Here is a 15567-nt window from a genome sequence, read left to right as displayed (position 1 = left end):
GCCCTCGTCGGGCCGCGATGCTCCGGTTGACGTTCCGGTCACTCCAGACCCCCGTGATGCCGTCCCCGCTGCGCGGGGTGAAGCGTGCGAACTGTGGAACCGAGACTAGTCCTAGCTCTCGGCTCCGCCGAACTCACGCTCCAGGGACGCGCGCTGGTTGGCGCCGAGGCCCCGCACGCGGCGGGACTCGGCGATGCCCAGCCGCTCCATGAGCTGCTTGGCGCGGACCTTGCCCACGCCGGGGAGCGACTCGAGAAGGGCCGACACCTTCATCTTGCCGATGACGTCATCGGCCTGCCCGTCTTTGAGCACCTCAGTCAGAGAGACCGCGCCGTGCTTCAGGCGGTTCTTGACCTCGGCACGCTCTCGGCGGGCCTTGGCAGCCTTTTCCAGGGCTGCGGCGCGCTGCTCGGGGGTAAGGGGAGGAAGAGCCACGCCGGGTCACCTCGAATTTCCTGTGGATGTACTCGGACGGGAAGGGAAACTAGCTGGTCATCGCGATCCAAGCAACGTCAACCCCGGTTTCTGCGCCCAGAAAGCCCGGTTCTTCACCCTGAGTAGTAGAGACATAGCTCACCGTCGGTCAAACGACGCCCGGCCCGGGGTTTTCCGCGACGAAGATCACATGTCCCGGCCGGCGGTGGGGGAGGCCTTCCGGAGCGCCGCGGCGATGCCGGCGGCCGCGGCGCCGGGGTCCGCCGAACCGGTGATCGGACGGCCGATCACGAGGAGGTCGGCGCCGTCGGCGAGCGCCCGCTCGGGGGTGGCCACCCTCGCCTGGTCCTGGGTGTCGGCCCCCGCGGGGCGCACGCCCGGGGTGATGAGCGTGATGTCCGGCCCGACCTCGGCCCGCACCGCGGCCACCTCCCGGGGGGAGCACACCAGCGCCTGCGCGCCCGCCCCGACGGCCAGGACCGCCAGGCGGCGCACGGCGTCGTCGGGGGGTCCCGAGATACCGGCCCGCTCAAGATCGGCCTCTGAGAGCGACGTGAGCACCGTCACGGCCGCGATGCGCGCCGCGGGGGCGGCCTCGACCGCCGCGCGGACCATCGCGGCCCCTCCCGCCGCGTGGACGGTCAGGATCGCGGGCTTGAGCCGCGCCACCGACCGCGCCGCGCCCGCCACCGTGTTCGGGATGTCGTGCAGCTTCAGGTCGAGGAAGACCTGCACCCCGCTCGCCCCCCGGACCGAGGCGATGACGTCCGGCCCGTAGCGGAGGTAGAGCTCCAGCCCGATCTTGACGGTGCTGACGTGCGGGGTCACCAGGCTCGCCCAGCGGGCCGCGGTCTCCAGGTCGGGCGCGTCCAGGGCGACGGCGATGGGGGCGGGGATCACAGCGGGCTCTCCTCGAAGTCCGTACGGTGCCGGGTGGTCGCCCCCGGCGGGCGGTGGGCCAGTCCGACCGCGTCGGCCAGCCGGTGGAACCCCCGCGCCGCCAGGATCTCCTCCAGCTCGCGCAGGACGCGCAGGCCGGCGTAGGGGTCGTGGAACAGCGCGGTGCCCACCGCGACGACGCAGGCGCCGGCCAGGACGAACTCGAAGGCGTCCCGGCCGGTCAGCACGCCGCCCATGCCGATGATGGGCACGCCGGGCAGCGCCGCGTGGACCTGCCAGACGCATCGTACGGCCAGCGGCCGGATCGCCGGCCCCGACAGGCCCCCGGTGACGGCGGCGAGCGAGGGGCGCATGGCGTCGGTGTCGATGCTCATGCCGAGCGGATTGTTGATCATGGACAGCGCGTCGGCGCCCCCGTCCACGCACGCGCGGGCGACGCTCACCACGTCCAGCGCGTCCGGGGAGAGCTTGGCCACCACCGGCACGTCGTAGCGCATCACCGAGCGCACCGAGGCGACCACCTCCGCGGAGGCGGCGCCGTCGAGGGCGAAGACCCGCCCGCGGTCCTCGATGTTGGGGCACGACAGGTTGACCTCCACGGCGGTCACGCCGGGCGCGTCGGTGAGCCTGCGGGCCAGCGCGGTGTACTCGGCGACGGTGCCGCCGCCGATGGACACCACGGTCCTGACGTTGCGCTGGGCCAGCCAGGGCAGCTCCCGCGCCAGGAACGCGTCCACGCCGGGTCCCTGCAGCCCCACGGCGGCCAGCAGGCCCGAGGGCGTCTCCGCCATCCGGGGGGTCGGGCGGCCCGCCCTGGGCGCCATCGTGATCGACCGGGTGGTCACCGCGCCGAGCCTGCCCAGGTCGAAGAACTGGGCCAGCTCGGCGCCGGAGGCCGCGCACCCGGCGGCGGTGGTGATCGGGTTGGCCAGTTCCACGTGCCCGAGGTAGGTCCGCATGTCAACCGGCATGCCGTGTGCCTCCGCCGGGCGCTCCGAGCGCGTCGAACGGGATCGTTCCCACGTCGTCGAAGCGGACGCGCTCGCCCCGGAAGACCGGGCCCTCGACGCAGGAGCGGACCATCCGGGTGACGCCGTCGTCGCCGATGACCGGGAGCACGCACGTCATGCACACGCCGATCCCGCAGGCCATCCGCTCCTCCACGGCCACCTGGACCGGGATGTCGAACTCGACCGCCACGGCGGTCACCCCGCGCAGCATCTCCATGGGGCCGCAGGCGTAGACCGCGTCGGCGCGGACGTCGGCGATCACCCCGGGCAGCACGTCGGTCACCCGGCCGCGCATGCCCAGCGACCCGTCCTCGGTGGTCAGCGTGGTCGTCTCCCCCATCCGGCGGGCGCGCAGCGCGCCGAAGACCCGGTCGGCCGAGGCCGCGCCGAGCACGAAGTCCACCCGGCAGCCGCGCCGCTGGAGGGCGTCGGCGACCGCGAAGAGCATCGCGGAGCCGTACTCGCCGCCGACCAGGACGCAGGTCACCGGGTCCCGGGGCAGCGGGAAGGGCCGGCCGAGCGGACCCACCAGGTCCAGGGTGTCGCGGGCGCGGCGCTCGGCGAGCCAGGCCGTGCCCGGACCGCCCGCGGTGAAGACGAACTCCACCGTGCCGCCGTAGTCGGGCTTGACGTCGTGGACGGAGAAGGCACGGCGCGTCAGCATCGACGTCCCCGGCCCGCCGACGGCCACCGCCACGAAGTGGCCGGGGCGGAACCGCTCGACGATGCCGGGCGCGACCACGGTCAGCGCATGGTAGGCGTCGACCCGGCGCGTCGTCAGCACCGTGCCCGTGACCTGTACCGGAGTGACAGGCGTCTCCCTCACCTCCCGCTCAGGGCATCATCCCCGCAGTCTCTGGGCGTGCTCCTGAAGGGACCGTACGCCGATGTCGCCGCGGACGACGGCCTGAACGCCCTGAACGGCGGCGGCCAGTCCCTGGACGGTCGTGATGCAGGGCACGCCCCGCAGCACGGCCGCGGTGCGGATCTCGTAGCCGTCCAGCCGGGGCCCGGACTGGCCGGGGCTGCCGAAGGGCGTGTTCACGATGAGATCCACCTCGCCGTCCAGGATCCGCCGGCCGATCGTCGGCTCGCCGTCGGGACCGGGTCCGTCGCTCTGCTTGCGCACGATCTTGGCATGGACGCCGTTGCGGCGCAGCACCTCCGCGGTTCCCTCGGTGGCCAGGATCTCGAAGCCGAGGTCCGCCAGGGCCTTCACCGGGAAGATCATGGCCCGCTTGTCCCGGTTCGCGACCGAGACGAAGGCCCGCCCCTTGGTCGGCAGCGAGCCGTAGGCGGCGGCCTGCGACTTGGCGTAGGCCGTGCCGAAGAACGCGTCGATGCCCATGACCTCGCCGGTGGAGCGCATCTCCGGGCCCAGGATGGTGTCCACGCCCCGGAACCGGTTGAACGGCAGCACCGCCTCCTTGACCGCGATCGGCGCGTCCAGCGGCATCGTGCCGCCGTCGCCCTCGGCCGGGAGCATGCCCTCGGCGCGCAGCTGCGCCACCGTCGCGCCCATCATCACCCGGGCCGCGGCCTTGGCCAGCGGCACCGCCGTGGCCTTGGAGACGAACGGCACGGTACGGCTGGCGCGCGGGTTGGCCTCCAGCACGTACAGGATGCCCGCCGACATGGCGTACTGGACGTTGAGCAGGCCGCGCACGCCCACCCCCCGGGCGATCGCCTCGGTGGCGGCACGGATGCGCTTGATGTCGAAGCTGCCGAGCGTCATCGGGGGCAGCGAGCAGGCCGAGTCGCCGGAGTGGATGCCGGCCTCCTCGATGTGCTCCATCACGCCGCCGAGGTACAGCTCCTCGCCGTCGAAGAGCGCGTCCACGTCGATCTCGACGGCCTCGTCCAGGAACTTGTCCACCAGCACCGGGTGGTCGCTGGCGGCGCCCGCCTTGGCCATGTAGGTGACCAGGGTGGCGTCGTCGTAGACGATGGCCATGCCGGCGCCGCCCAGCACGTAGCTCGGCCGCACCAGGACCGGGTAGCCGATCTCCGCGGCGATCTCCAGCGCCTCGGCCTCGGTCACCGCGGTGCCGTGCTTGGGCGCCGGGAGCCCGGCCTCGGCGAGCACGCGGCCGAACGCGCCGCGCTCCTCGGCCAGGTGGATGGACTCCGGCGAGGTGCCGACGATCGGCACGCCCGCGTCCTTGAGCGCCTGCGCCAGCCCGAGCGGGGTCTGCCCGCCGAGCTGGACGATGACGCCGGCGACCGGGCCCGTCTGCTGCTCGGCGTGGACCACCTCCAGCACGTCCTCCAGGGTGAGCGGCTCGAAGTAGAGCCGGTCGGAGGTGTCGTAGTCGGTGGAGACGGTCTCGGGGTTGCAGTTGACCATGACGGTCTCGTAACCGGCCCGCGACAGCTCGAAGGACGCGTGCACGCACGCGTAGTCGAACTCGATGCCCTGGCCGATCCGGTTGGGGCCGGAGCCGAGGATGAGGACCTTCGGGCGGTCGCCGTACGGGACCTCGGTCTCCTCGTCGTAGGTGGAGTAGAGGTACGGCGTGCGGGCGGCGAACTCGGCGGCGCAGGTGTCCACCGTGTTGTAGACCGGGCGGACGCCGAGCGCGTGGCGCAGGTCGCGCACCCGCGCCTCGTCCAGGCCGCGGATCCCGGCGATCTGCGCGTCGGAGAAGCCGTACCGCTTGGCCCTGGTCAGCGCGGCGGCGTCGAGCTGGGAGGCCTCGCGCAGCTCGGCGGCGACCTCGTCGATCGCCAGCAGCTGGTCGATGAACCACGGGTCGACGGCGGTGGCCTCGAAGAGCTCCCCGGCCGTGGCCCCGGCCCGGATGGCCTGCTGCATGGTGGTCAGGCGGCCGTCGTGCGGGGTGCGGCAGGCGGCCAGCAGCTCGTCCTTGTCGCCCGGCTCGCCGGTCCAGGAGAAGGGGGCGCCCTTCTTCTCCAGCGAGCGCAGCGCCTTCTGCAGCGCCTCGGGGAAGGATCGGCCGATGGCCATGGCCTCGCCGACCGACTTCATGTGGGTGGTCAGCGTCTGGTCGGCCCCGGCGAACTTCTCGAAGGCGAAGCGCGGCACCTTCACCACGATGTAGTCGAGCGTCGGCTCGAACGACGCCGGGGTCTCGCGGGTGATGTCGTTGGGGATCTCGTCGAGGGTGTAGCCGACGGCGAGCTTGGCCGCGATCTTGGCGATCGGGAAGCCGGTGGCCTTCGACGCCAGCGCCGAGGAGCGCGACACGCGCGGGTTCATCTCGATGACGACCATGCGGCCGGTCTTCGGGTCGACCGCGAACTGGATGTTGCAGCCGCCGGTGTCCACGCCGACCTCGCGGATGACCGCGATGGCGACGTCGCGCATGTTCTGGTACTCGCGGTCGGTCAGCGTCAGCGCGGGGGCCACGGTGACGCTGTCGCCGGTGTGCACGCCCATCGGGTCGATGTTCTCGATGGAGCAGACGATGACGACGTTGTCGGCCCGGTCGCGCATGACCTCCAGCTCGTACTCCTTCCAGCCGAGGATGGACTCCTCCAGGAGCACCTCGGTGGTCGGCGAGGCGTCCAGGCCCGCGCCGGCGATGCGGCGCAGGTCCGCCTCGTCGTGCGCGAAGCCGGAGCCCACGCCGCCCATGGTGAAGGAGGGCCGCACGACCAGCGGGTAGCCGAGCCCGCCGGCCGCGGCCAGGCACTCGTCCATGGTGTGGCAGACGACCGAGCGGGCCGACTCGGCGTTGAGGCCGCGCTCGGCGGCGACCTTGGCGACGATCTCCTTGAACTTCTCGCGGTTCTCGCCGGCCTGGATCGCGTCCACGTCGGCGCCGATGAGCTCGACCTCGTACTTGGCGAGCACGCCCGCCTCGTGCAGGGCGATCGCGGTGTTGAGCGCCGTCTGGCCGCCCAGGGTGGGCAGCAGCGCGTCGGGGCGCTCCTTGGCGATGATCTTCTCGACGAACTCGGGGGTGATCGGCTCGACGTAGGTGGCGTCGGCGAACTCCGGGTCCGTCATGATGGTCGCGGGGTTGCTGTTGACGAGGATCACGCGGAAGCCCTCGGCGCGCAGCACGCGGCACGCCTGGGTGCCGGAGTAGTCGAACTCGCAGGCCTGCCCGATCACGATCGGCCCGGAGCCGATCACCATGACCGACTGGATGTCCGTGCGCTTAGGCATTCTTCTTCGTCTCCGTGCTCATGGTCGCGCCCGGCTCCTCGCCCGCTGCGCCCGCTCGTCCCCTCGACCGCTCCATCAGAGCGCAGAACTGGTCGAAGAGCCCTGCGGAGTCGTGCGGGCCGGCCGCGGCCTCGGGGTGGTACTGGACGCTGAAGGCGGGCCGGTCGACCAGCCGCAGTCCTTCGACGCAGTCGTCGTTGAGGTTGACGTGGCTGACCTCCGCCGGGCCGTACGGCGTGTCGAAGGCGCCGTCCAGCGGGGCCTGCACGGCGAAGCCGTGGTTGTGCGCGGAGATCTCCACCTTGCCGGTGCGCCGGTCCTGGACCGGCTGGTTGACCCCGCGGTGCCCGTAGCGCAGCTTGTAGGTGCCCAGGCCCAGCGCGCGGCCGAAGATCTGGTTGCCGAAGCAGATGCCGAAGAACGGCCGGCCCGCGTCCAGCACGCCGCGCAGCGCCTCGACGGGGCCGTCGGCCGTGGCCGGGTCGCCGGGGCCGTTGGAGAAGAACACCCCGTCGGGGTCGAGCGCGAGGATGTCGGCGGCGGTGGCCGTGGCGGGCAGGACGTGCACCTCGCAGCCGCGCTCGGCCATCCGCTGCGGGGTCATGGACTTGATGCCCAGGTCCACGGCCGCCACGGTGTACTTCTTGGCGCCGCGGGCGGGCACGACGTACGGCTCGGCGGTGGAGACCTGCTCGGCCAGGTCGGCGCCCTCCATCGAGGGGCTGAGCCGGACCCGCTCCAGGAGCTCCTCGACCGGGGCCACGGCTCCGCCGGAGAAGATCCCGGCGCGCATGGCGCCGCGCTCGCGCAGGTGGCGGGTGAGCGCGCGGGTGCCGGGGATCGCGATCCCGACGACGCCGGAGTCGGCGAGGTAGTCGTCCAGGGAGCGGGTGGCGCGCCAGCTGGAGTGCACCCGGGCGGGCTCGCGGACCACGTAGCCCGCCACCCAGACGCGGGACGACTCGGGGTCGGCGTCGTTGACGCCGGTGTTGCCGATGTGCGGCGCGGTCATCGCGACGATCTGGCGGTGGTAGGAGGGGTCGGTGAGGGTCTCCTGGTAACCGGTCATCCCGGTGTTGAAGACCATCTCGCCGAAGGTCTCGCCCTCGGCTCCGTACGGGGTTCCGTGGAAGACGCGCCCGTCCTCCAGCACGAGAACCGCGGTCCCGGTCCCGCCGTCCGCCGGGCGGCCGCCGGTCCGCTCGCTTCGCTCACTCACAGAACATCCCACTCATCTCGGTCATTACTTCTGAAAGTATGAAATATCCGGCGCATGGGCGGAGGACGTCTCCACGATGTGGGACGCCCGCTGGCACCGCGCGGGCGGGCGCGGCCGTCACGCGAGCTTGCCGTCGAGGACGGTCGGGCGGCCCCGCAGGAAGGTGGCCACGACCCGGCCGGGCAGGGACCGCCCCTCGTAGGGGGTGTTGCGGCTCTTGGACGCGTAGGAGGACGGATCCACCCGCCCGCGCACGGAGGGGTCGTAGAGGGTGATGTTGGCCGGGGAGCCGGCCTCCAGCGGCCGGCCGTGCCCGGACAGGCGGCCGATCCTGGCCGGGGCGTACGACATGCGCTCGGCCACGCCGGCCCAGTCGAGCAGGCCGGTCTCCACCATGGCCTCCTGGACCACCGCCAGCGCCGTCTCCAGGCCGATCATGCCCATCGCCGCGGCGGCCCACTCGGTCTCCTTGTCCTCGACCGGGTGGGGGGCGTGGTCGGTGGCCACGACGTCGATCGTGCCGTCGGCCAGGGCCGCGCGCAGCGCCTCGACGTCGGCGCGGGTGCGCAGCGGCGGGTTCACCTTGTAGATCGGGTTGTAGGCGCCGACCGGCGAGTCCTCGACGAGGTCGTCGGTGAGCAGCAGGTGGTGCGGGGTCACCTCGGCGGTGACGTTCCACCCCTTGGACTTGGCCCAGCGGATGATCTCCACCGAGCCCGCCGTGGAGACGTGGCAGACGTGCAGGCGGGAGCCGACGTGCGCGGCGAGCAGGCAGTCGCGGGCGATGATCGCCTCCTCGGCGACCGCGGGCCAGCCGGTCAGGCCGAGCCTGCCGGAGACCGCGCCCTCGTTCATCTGCGCGCCGGCGGTCAGGCGCGGCTCCTGGGCGTGCTGGGCGACCACGCCGTCGAAGGCCTTGACGTACTCCAGGGCGCGGCGCATGAGCACCGCGTCGGAGACGCACTTGCCGTCGTCGGAGAAGACCCGGACGCGGGCCGCGGAGTCGGCCATCGCGCCGAGCTCGGCCAGCCGCTCGCCGCCGAGGCCCTCGGTGACCGCGCCGACCGGCTGCACGTCGCAGTGGCCGGCCGCCAGGCCCAGCCGCCAGACCTGCTCGACGACGCCCGCGGTGTCGGCGACCGGGGAGGTGTTGGCCATGGCGTGCACGGCGGTGAAACCGCCGAGGGCCGCGGCGCGGGTGCCGCTCTCGACGGTCTCGGCGTCCTCCCGGCCGGGCTCGCGCAGGTGGGTGTGCAGGTCCACCAGGCCGGGCAGGGCGACCAGGCCCGCCGCCTCGACGGTCTCGTCGCCGGCCAGGTCCGGTCCGACCGCGGCGATGACGCCGCCGTCGATCAGGATGTCGGCGGGCTCGCCGCCGAGGATCCGGGCGCCCTTGATGACGGTGGTCACACTGGTCTTCGCGCTCACTGGTCTTCTCCCCCGAGGTTGGCGCCGCCGAGCAGCAGGTACAGAACGGCCATGCGGGTGGTCACCCCGTTGGCGACCTGCTCGACGATCGTCGAGCGCGGCGAGTCGGCCACCTCCGCCGCGATCTCCATGCCCCGGTTCATCGGCCCGGGGTGCATCACGATGGCGTCGTCGTGCATCTTCGCGACGCGGTCGCGGTCGAGGCCGTAGCGGCGGCTGTACTCCCGCTCGGTGGGGAAGAAGGCCGCGTTCATCCGCTCGCGCTGCACGCGCAGCATCATCACCACGTCGGACTTGGGCAGCACGGCGTCGAGGTCGTAGGAGACCGCGCACGGCCAGGAGCCGACGCTCACCGGGAGCAGGGTCGGCGGGGCCACCAGCGTCACCTCGGCGCCGAGGGTGGCCAGCAGCAGCACGTTGGAGCGGGCCACCCTGCTGTGCAGCACGTCGCCGACGATCGTGACCCTCCTGCCGTCCAGCGAGCCCAGCCGGCGGCGCATCGTGAAGGCGTCGAGCAGGGCCTGCGTGGGGTGCTCGTGCGTGCCGTCGCCGGCGTTGACCACGCTGCCGCGCACCCAGCCGGCCAGCCGGTGCGGCGCGCCGGAGGCGCCGTGCCGGATGACCACGGCGTCGGCGCCCATCGCCTCCAGGGTCAGCGCGGTGTCCTTGAGCGACTCGCCCTTGGAGACGCTGGAGCCCTTGGCGGAGAAGTTGATCACGTCCGCGGACAGGCGCTTGGCCGCGGCCTCGAACGAGATCCGGGTCCGGGTGGAGTCCTCGAAGAAGAGGTTCACCACCGTGCGGCCGCGCAGGGTCGGCAGCTTCTTGATGGAGCGCTCGGAGATCTTCGCCAGCTCGTCGGCGGTGTCCAGGATCAGCAGGGCGTCGTCGCGGCTCAGGTCCGCCGCCGAGATGAGGTGCCGCCTCACTTGTCGCCCTCCTTCAGCAGCACGACCGCGTCCCGGCCGTCGTTCTCCTCCAGGTAGACCTTGACGATCTCGCTCTTGGAGGTGGGGAGGTTCTTGCCCACGTAGTCGGCGCGGATGGGCAGCTCCCGGTGGCCGCGGTCCACCAGCGCGGCGAGCTGCACGGCCCGCGGGCGGCCCAGGTCGCCCAGCGCGTCGAGCGCGGCGCGGACGGTGCGTCCGGAGTAGAGCACGTCGTCGACCAGGACGACCGTCCTGTCGTCGACCCCGTCGGCCGGCAGGTCGGTGCGCCCGAGCGGCCGGGCGGGCTTGGTGCGCAGGTCGTCGCGGTACATCGTGATGTCGAGGGAGCCGACCGGGACGGCGCGGCCCTCGAACTGCCGGATGTGCTCGGCCAGGCGGCGGGCCAGGTGGACGCCGCGCGTGGGGATCCCGAGCAGGACGACGTCCTCGCCGCCCTTGGTGCGTTCGAGGATCTCGTGGGAGATGCGGATCAGCGCCCGGTTGATGTCGGGGCCTTCGAGGACGGCGTGCGCGGGGCCGCGGATCTGATCGCGGGCACGCGAAACGGCGTCGGTCAAGAGAACACCACCTTTCCCGCCTCACGGGACGGGTCTTAAAGGAAGTCGACGTCCTCAAGGTATCAGCAGGAGGACGGCCGCTCAGAATCGGGCGTTTATTGCACTAATAGCAACAAAACCTGATCAAGATGACTATTCACCTGGATGGCCTCCGGCCGGCCTCGTGAGGGGCGTTCCGGCCCACCCCGCGGCCGGGAGCGGCGGCGAGGCGCGTGCTCCACAGCCGTCCCCCGCCTCACCGGAGAGACCGGGTTTCGTCCCTCCCCGCCCGGGAATCCCACTCGGCACCGCCCTCCCGCGGACCGTCCCACGGCGACCGAGGAGACTGCCATGGCCTTTCACGTCGGCTCCGAGGTGGGCCGGCTCAGGCAGGTCGTCCTGCACGAGCCGGACCTGGCGCTGAAGCGGCTGACCCCCGCCAACAAGGACGAGTTCCTCTTCGACGACGTGCTGTGGGTGCAGCGCGCGGTGGAGGAGCACGAGGAGTGGCAGCGGGTCCTGCGGGACCGGGGCGTCACGGTGCACCTGCTGTCGGACCTGCTGCGCGAGACGGTCGCCGTCCCCGAGGCGCGCAGGCACATCCTCGACGGCATCGTGGACCCCCGCTGGTTCGGGCCGCTGGCCACCGACGCCATCCGCAACACGCTCGACGCGATGGACCCGGCACAGCTGCAGCCGTACCTCACCGGCGGCCTGACCAAGCGCGAGTTCCTGGAGCTGTCCCCCGAACCCCGCAGCGTCGCCTTCCACACGCTGGGGATGGACGGCTTCGTCCTGCCGCCGCTGCCCAACCACCTGTTCACCCGCGACACCTCCTGCTGGATCTACGACGGCGTCTCGATCAACGCGATGCGCAAGAAGGCCCGCCGCCGCGAGACGGTCAACTACGAGGCGGTCTACCGCCACCACCCGCTGTTCGCCGGCGGCTACGACCGGCCCGGGCAGGGCGGATACCACGTGTGGATGCCCGGCATGGCCGCCGCGCCGGCCACCATCGAGGGCGGCGACGTACTGGTCATCGGGCACGGCGCGGTCCTGGTCGGGATGAGCGAGCGCACCCAGCCGCAGGCCGTCGAGATGCTCGCGTGCAGCCTGTTCGCCCAGGGCTCGGCGAGCCGGATCGTGGCGCTAGACATGCCGAAGGCGCGCGCGTTCATGCACCTGGACACGGTGATGACCCAGGTCGACGAGGGGACGTTCACCAAGTACGCCGGGCTGGGCATGCTGCCGTCCTACACGATCGAGCCGGGCGGCAACGACAAGGAACTCAAGATCACCGACCACCCGCCGGAGGAGATGCACCGGGCGATCGCCGCCGCGCTGGGCCTGGACGACATCCGGGTGCTGACCGCCGTCCAGGACGTGCACGCCGCCGCGCGCGAGCAGTGGGACGACGGCTGCAACGTGCTGGCGCTGGAGCCGGGCGTGGTCGTGGCCTACGAGCGCAACACCACCACCAACAACCACCTGCGCGCGGCCGGCATCGAGGTGATCACCGTCCGGGGCAGCGAGCTGGGCCGGGGGCGCGGGGGTCCGCGCTGCATGAGCTGCCCGATCGAGCGCGACGGCGTCTGACCGCCCGTCCGTTGCCCGCCGCCGTCCCGGACGGCCGCCTCCCCCGGCGCGGCCGCCACCGCCCCGTACGGCCGCCGGCGCTCCCGCCCGGAACGCAGGGTGAGGCCCAGATACCCCGGAGCGGATTCAGGGGCCCGACAGAGGGAACAAATACGACATTCACGGCGGAACCCGCCGGACCGGATTCGACCTCTTTTTTCCAATCAGCTTGACCTTCGGCGTCCGCCCCTTTACCGTCACTGTCCGTAACCACACGTCGTGACGTTACCGGGTGAACCCTCACTCTCCGGTCATCGCAGGCACCTACCCCTGGGCGCCGACCCGGTGACCGGAGCATACGGCGTGAGGTAGCACAATCAAGTGAAAGCAGTACATTAGAGAGCCGGGGGGCCACACGATGCCGTCTGAATACGCCAAGTCGCTGGGTGCACGACTCCGCGCCATTCGCACCCAGCAGGGATTGTCCCTGCACGGAGTCGAAGAGAAGTCCCGTGGACGTTGGAAGGCGGTCGTCGTCGGCTCCTACGAGCGTGGCGACCGCGCTGTCACGGTGCAGAAGCTTGCCGAGCTCGCGGATTTCTACGGGGTGCCCGTCTCGGAGTTGCTGCCCGGAGGCGCCGCCCCGAGTCCGCTGGGACCCACGCCGAAGCTTGTGATCGACCTTGAGCGCCTCTCCCAGCTCCCCAAGGAGAAGGCCGGTGCCCTCGCCCGTTACGCGGCGACCATCCAGAGCCAGCGTGGTGACTACAACGGCAAGGTGCTGTCCATCCGCCAGGAGGACCTGCGCTCCCTCGCGGTGATCTACGACAAGTCCCCCAGCGAGCTCACCGAGGAGCTCATCAACTGGGGCGTCCTGGACCCCGAGGCACGCCGGGCCGTCGACTCCTTCTGATTCCGGACCGTCTCATGGGTGCGCCGGTTCCGGCGTACCCATCCGGCCACGGATACGTTCTTCCGTTGAACCTCGCGTGTAGTCCGCCGCCGATGTCCATCGCTGTGGTAGGAAAAAACAAACGCGCTGTTTAACGAGACGTGGTGAGATGCTCAGGAGAGACGACCGCCAGGATCGCTCCCCGTCACGCCCGAAAAGCCGGCTCGCCTCTCTCCGCGCCTCCCTCTCCTCGACCAGGGCCCGCGCCTTCGTCAGGCTCCTCTCCTCCGTCGAGACCGGCAAGACCCACGCCGTCCTGAAGCTGCTGCCGTTCATCGTGATGGCCGTGGTGGCCACGATCGATTTCGGCACGGGCCCGACGACCGGTCTCCTCCCCCTGCTCGCCCTGGGTCCCGCCTTCGCCAGTGTGGCCTGCGGCCTGGCCCGCACCACGCTGGTCGGCGTCATCGCCCTCCTGCTCGGCGTGGCCCTCGGCGCCTACAACGACATCCTCTGGACGCCCCGCACCAACGTCACCGTCATCGCCATCCTCGGCGTGACCATGGCCAGCGTGCTGGCCAGCGCCGGGCGGCTCCGCCACGAACGGCGGCTCGCCGACGTCCGCTCGGTGGCCGAGGCCGCCCAGCGGGTCCTGCTCCGGCCGGTGCCGCGCCGCGCCGGACCGGGGATCGGCGTCGCCGTCTCCTACACCTCCGCCACGGCCGAGGCCCGGATCGGCGGCGACCTGTACGAGGTGGTCACCACCCCGCACGGGGTCCGGGTCATCGTGGGCGACGTCCAGGGCAAGGGGCTGGAGGCCGTCGAGACGGCCGCGGTGGTGCTCGGCGCCTTCCGGGAGGCCGCCTACGACGAGTCCAAGCTCCAGGGCGTGGTGTCCCGCCTGGAGAACGCGCTGAGCCGGGAGCTGTCCGGTGAGCAGTTCGTCACCGCCGTGCTCGCCGAGATCACCGGCGGCGCCTCCATCACCGTCCTGAACTGCGGCCATCCGCCGCCCATGGTGCTCACCGCCGAGGGCGACCACTGGTTCGCCGATCCGCCCGAGGACGCGCTTCCCTTGGGGATGGGCGCGCTGAAGGCCGGGGAGCCGGCGCCGTACCAGATCCCGTTCGCGCCCGGCCACCAGGTCCTCTTCTACACCGACGGGGTCATCGAGGCGCGGGACCGCTCGGGCCGGTTCTACCCCCTGGACTCCCGCGCCCATCTGCTGGACGGCGCCGACCCGCAGCTCGCCCTGGACGCCCTCCGCGCCGACCTCCTCCACCACGTCGGCCGCCCGCTGGCCGACGACGCCGCCATGCTCCTCCTCCGGCACCGCGCCGCCCACACCGCCGACTGACACCCCGTCCACGCGAGCCCCGGCCCCGTACGGCGGCCGGTCCCGGTGATTCGGCCTGGTCCCTTCGCACGGTTCGGCAGGTTCTTTCGCTCGGTGGTTCGTGGTGCGGCTGGCCGGTGGTTCGTGGTGGTCGGTGTTGGTGCGTACGGAGGCGGGCCGGTGGTCCTGGAGGCCGTCGCAGCTGAGGTCTGGTGGTTTCCGGCCTCCGGCCTGGACTCGGGCGCGCGGGGTTCGGGCCGCAGACTGGACCCGGCCGGAGGCCGGTCGGCTAGGAACCGTCCTCGAGGAGGGCCTTCAGGGTTTCCTCGTCGCGGGCGATCACGGCGCGGCCGTCGTCGGTGAGCACGATGGGACGCTGGATCAGGACCGGATCGGCGGCCAGGAGGGCGATCCACTCGTCGCGGTCGCGCGGCCGCTCCGCCAGTCCGAGCTCCCGGGCCCGGGCCTCCCCCATCCGGGTGACGTCCCACGGCTGCAGGCCGAGCCGGTCGAGGACCTCGGTGAGCTCCGCGACCGTGGGCGGGTCGTCCAGGTAGCGGCGGACGGTCACGTCCCTGCCGACGCCGGCGAACGCGTCGAGGGCGCAGCGGCTCTTGGAGCAGCGCGGGTTGTGCCAGACGGTGGTCATGCGACCTCCGCCGGGACGCCGCCGGTGATGCGGAGCAGCTCGTCGTAGGAGGTGGGGAAGACGCTGTGCGGATGGCCGGCGGCGGCCCAGACCACCTCGTGCGCCTTCAGCCAGGTGTCGACCAGGGTGCGGATCGGGGCCGGGTGGCCGATCGGGGCGACGCCGCCGATGGGCTGGCCGGTGGCCGCGCGGACCAGCTCCGGTGTGGCCCGCCGTACCTCGGCCGCGCCGATCGTCTCGGCGACCAGGCCGGTGTCGACGCGGTGGGCTCCGCTGGTGAGCACCAGGAGCGGCTCGCCGTCGGCGTCGAAGACGAGGCTGTTGGCGATGGCGCCGACCTCGCAGCCGAGTTGCGCGGCCGCGGTCGCGGCGGTGGGGGTGGCCTGCGGGAACACGACGATCTCTCCGGAGACACCGTGCTCGCGCAGGGCGGCGGCGACCTTCTCGATGTTCGGATGCAACTTTTCTGGCACCCGGCCACTCTAAACAGATCGCCGGCCGG

General features: G+C 72.1%; 14 protein-coding genes. 3 read left to right on the top strand and 11 right to left on the bottom strand.

The genetic code is table 11. The annotated features are described in order from the left end of the window. Window positions 1–111: 111 nt before the first annotated feature. The 9 genes from mihF to pyrR all read right to left on the bottom strand — a co-directional run bounded on the left by mihF (window position 112) and on the right by pyrR (window position 10634). Window positions 112–435 (bottom strand): integration host factor, actinobacterial type, encoded by a 324-nt coding sequence (mihF, locus tag HS048_RS14800; RefSeq protein ID WP_068894195.1) that lies wholly within the window; start codon window positions 433–435, stop codon window positions 112–114. A 186-nt stretch (window positions 436–621) separates the two neighbouring features. Further along, window positions 622–1335 (bottom strand): orotidine-5'-phosphate decarboxylase, encoded by a 714-nt coding sequence (gene pyrF / locus HS048_RS14795; RefSeq protein ID WP_068894196.1) that lies wholly within the window; start codon window positions 1333–1335, stop codon window positions 622–624. Further along, window positions 1332–2306 (bottom strand): dihydroorotate dehydrogenase, encoded by a 975-nt coding sequence (locus HS048_RS14790; RefSeq protein WP_196467249.1) that lies wholly within the window; start codon window positions 2304–2306, stop codon window positions 1332–1334. The genes pyrF and HS048_RS14790 overlap by 4 nt, the downstream gene beginning before the upstream one ends. Continuing rightward, window positions 2296–3171, bottom strand: coding sequence for a dihydroorotate dehydrogenase electron transfer subunit (locus HS048_RS14785; RefSeq protein WP_068894198.1), 876 nt, complete (start codon window positions 3169–3171; stop codon window positions 2296–2298). The genes HS048_RS14790 and HS048_RS14785 overlap by 11 nt, the downstream gene beginning before the upstream one ends. A gap of 15 nt (window positions 3172–3186) precedes the next feature. Beyond that, window positions 3187–6480, bottom strand: coding sequence for a carbamoyl-phosphate synthase large subunit (gene carB, locus HS048_RS14780; RefSeq protein WP_068894199.1), 3294 nt, complete (start codon window positions 6478–6480; stop codon window positions 3187–3189). Further along, entirely contained in the window at window positions 6473–7699 is a 1227-nt protein-coding gene (gene carA, locus HS048_RS14775) for a glutamine-hydrolyzing carbamoyl-phosphate synthase small subunit (protein ID WP_068894200.1), read from the bottom strand. The genes carB and carA overlap by 8 nt, the downstream gene beginning before the upstream one ends. A gap of 117 nt (window positions 7700–7816) precedes the next feature. Continuing rightward, entirely contained in the window at window positions 7817–9127 is a 1311-nt protein-coding gene (locus tag HS048_RS14770) for a dihydroorotase (protein ID WP_231647119.1), read from the bottom strand. Beyond that, complete coding sequence (locus HS048_RS14765; protein ID WP_191893176.1) at window positions 9124–10056, bottom strand: aspartate carbamoyltransferase catalytic subunit; 933 nt, start codon at window positions 10054–10056, stop codon at window positions 9124–9126. Before HS048_RS14765 ends, HS048_RS14770 begins: the two co-directional genes overlap by 4 nt. Further along, window positions 10053–10634: a bifunctional pyr operon transcriptional regulator/uracil phosphoribosyltransferase PyrR gene (gene pyrR / locus HS048_RS14760; RefSeq protein ID WP_068894202.1), complete on the bottom strand. Its 582-nt coding sequence runs from the start codon at window positions 10632–10634 to the stop codon at window positions 10053–10055. The genes HS048_RS14765 and pyrR overlap by 4 nt, the downstream gene beginning before the upstream one ends. Before the next feature lie 330 nt (window positions 10635–10964). Between pyrR and HS048_RS14755 the strand changes: the two genes are divergently transcribed. The 3 genes from HS048_RS14755 to HS048_RS14745 all read left to right on the top strand — a co-directional run bounded on the left by HS048_RS14755 (window position 10965) and on the right by HS048_RS14745 (window position 14437). After that, window positions 10965–12209 (top strand): arginine deiminase, encoded by a 1245-nt coding sequence (locus HS048_RS14755; RefSeq protein ID WP_068894203.1) that lies wholly within the window; start codon window positions 10965–10967, stop codon window positions 12207–12209. A gap of 397 nt (window positions 12210–12606) precedes the next feature. Further along, complete coding sequence (locus HS048_RS14750) at window positions 12607–13101, top strand: transcriptional regulator (RefSeq protein ID WP_068894204.1); 495 nt, start codon at window positions 12607–12609, stop codon at window positions 13099–13101. Window positions 13102–13249: 148 nt separating this feature from the next. Further along, complete coding sequence (locus tag HS048_RS14745) at window positions 13250–14437, top strand: PP2C family protein-serine/threonine phosphatase (protein ID WP_084007932.1); 1188 nt, start codon at window positions 13250–13252, stop codon at window positions 14435–14437. Window positions 14438–14705: 268 nt separating this feature from the next. On the opposite strand, the gene HS048_RS14740 is transcribed toward HS048_RS14745, so the two are convergent. Then, window positions 14706–15065: an ArsC/Spx/MgsR family protein gene (locus HS048_RS14740; RefSeq protein WP_191893173.1), complete on the bottom strand. Its 360-nt coding sequence runs from the start codon at window positions 15063–15065 to the stop codon at window positions 14706–14708. Continuing rightward, window positions 15062–15538, bottom strand: a complete 477-nt coding sequence (locus HS048_RS14735) for a YbaK/EbsC family protein (protein ID WP_068894206.1) — start codon at window positions 15536–15538, stop codon at window positions 15062–15064. Before HS048_RS14735 ends, HS048_RS14740 begins: the two co-directional genes overlap by 4 nt. Window positions 15539–15567 lie beyond the last annotated feature (29 nt).

It is taken from the genome of Planomonospora sp. ID91781 (genome assembly GCF_015711595.1).
In the GTDB taxonomy this organism is placed as follows: Bacteria; Actinomycetota; Actinomycetes; order Streptosporangiales; family Streptosporangiaceae; genus Planomonospora; species Planomonospora parontospora.
This window is presented reverse-complemented; position numbering and strand designations above follow the sequence as displayed.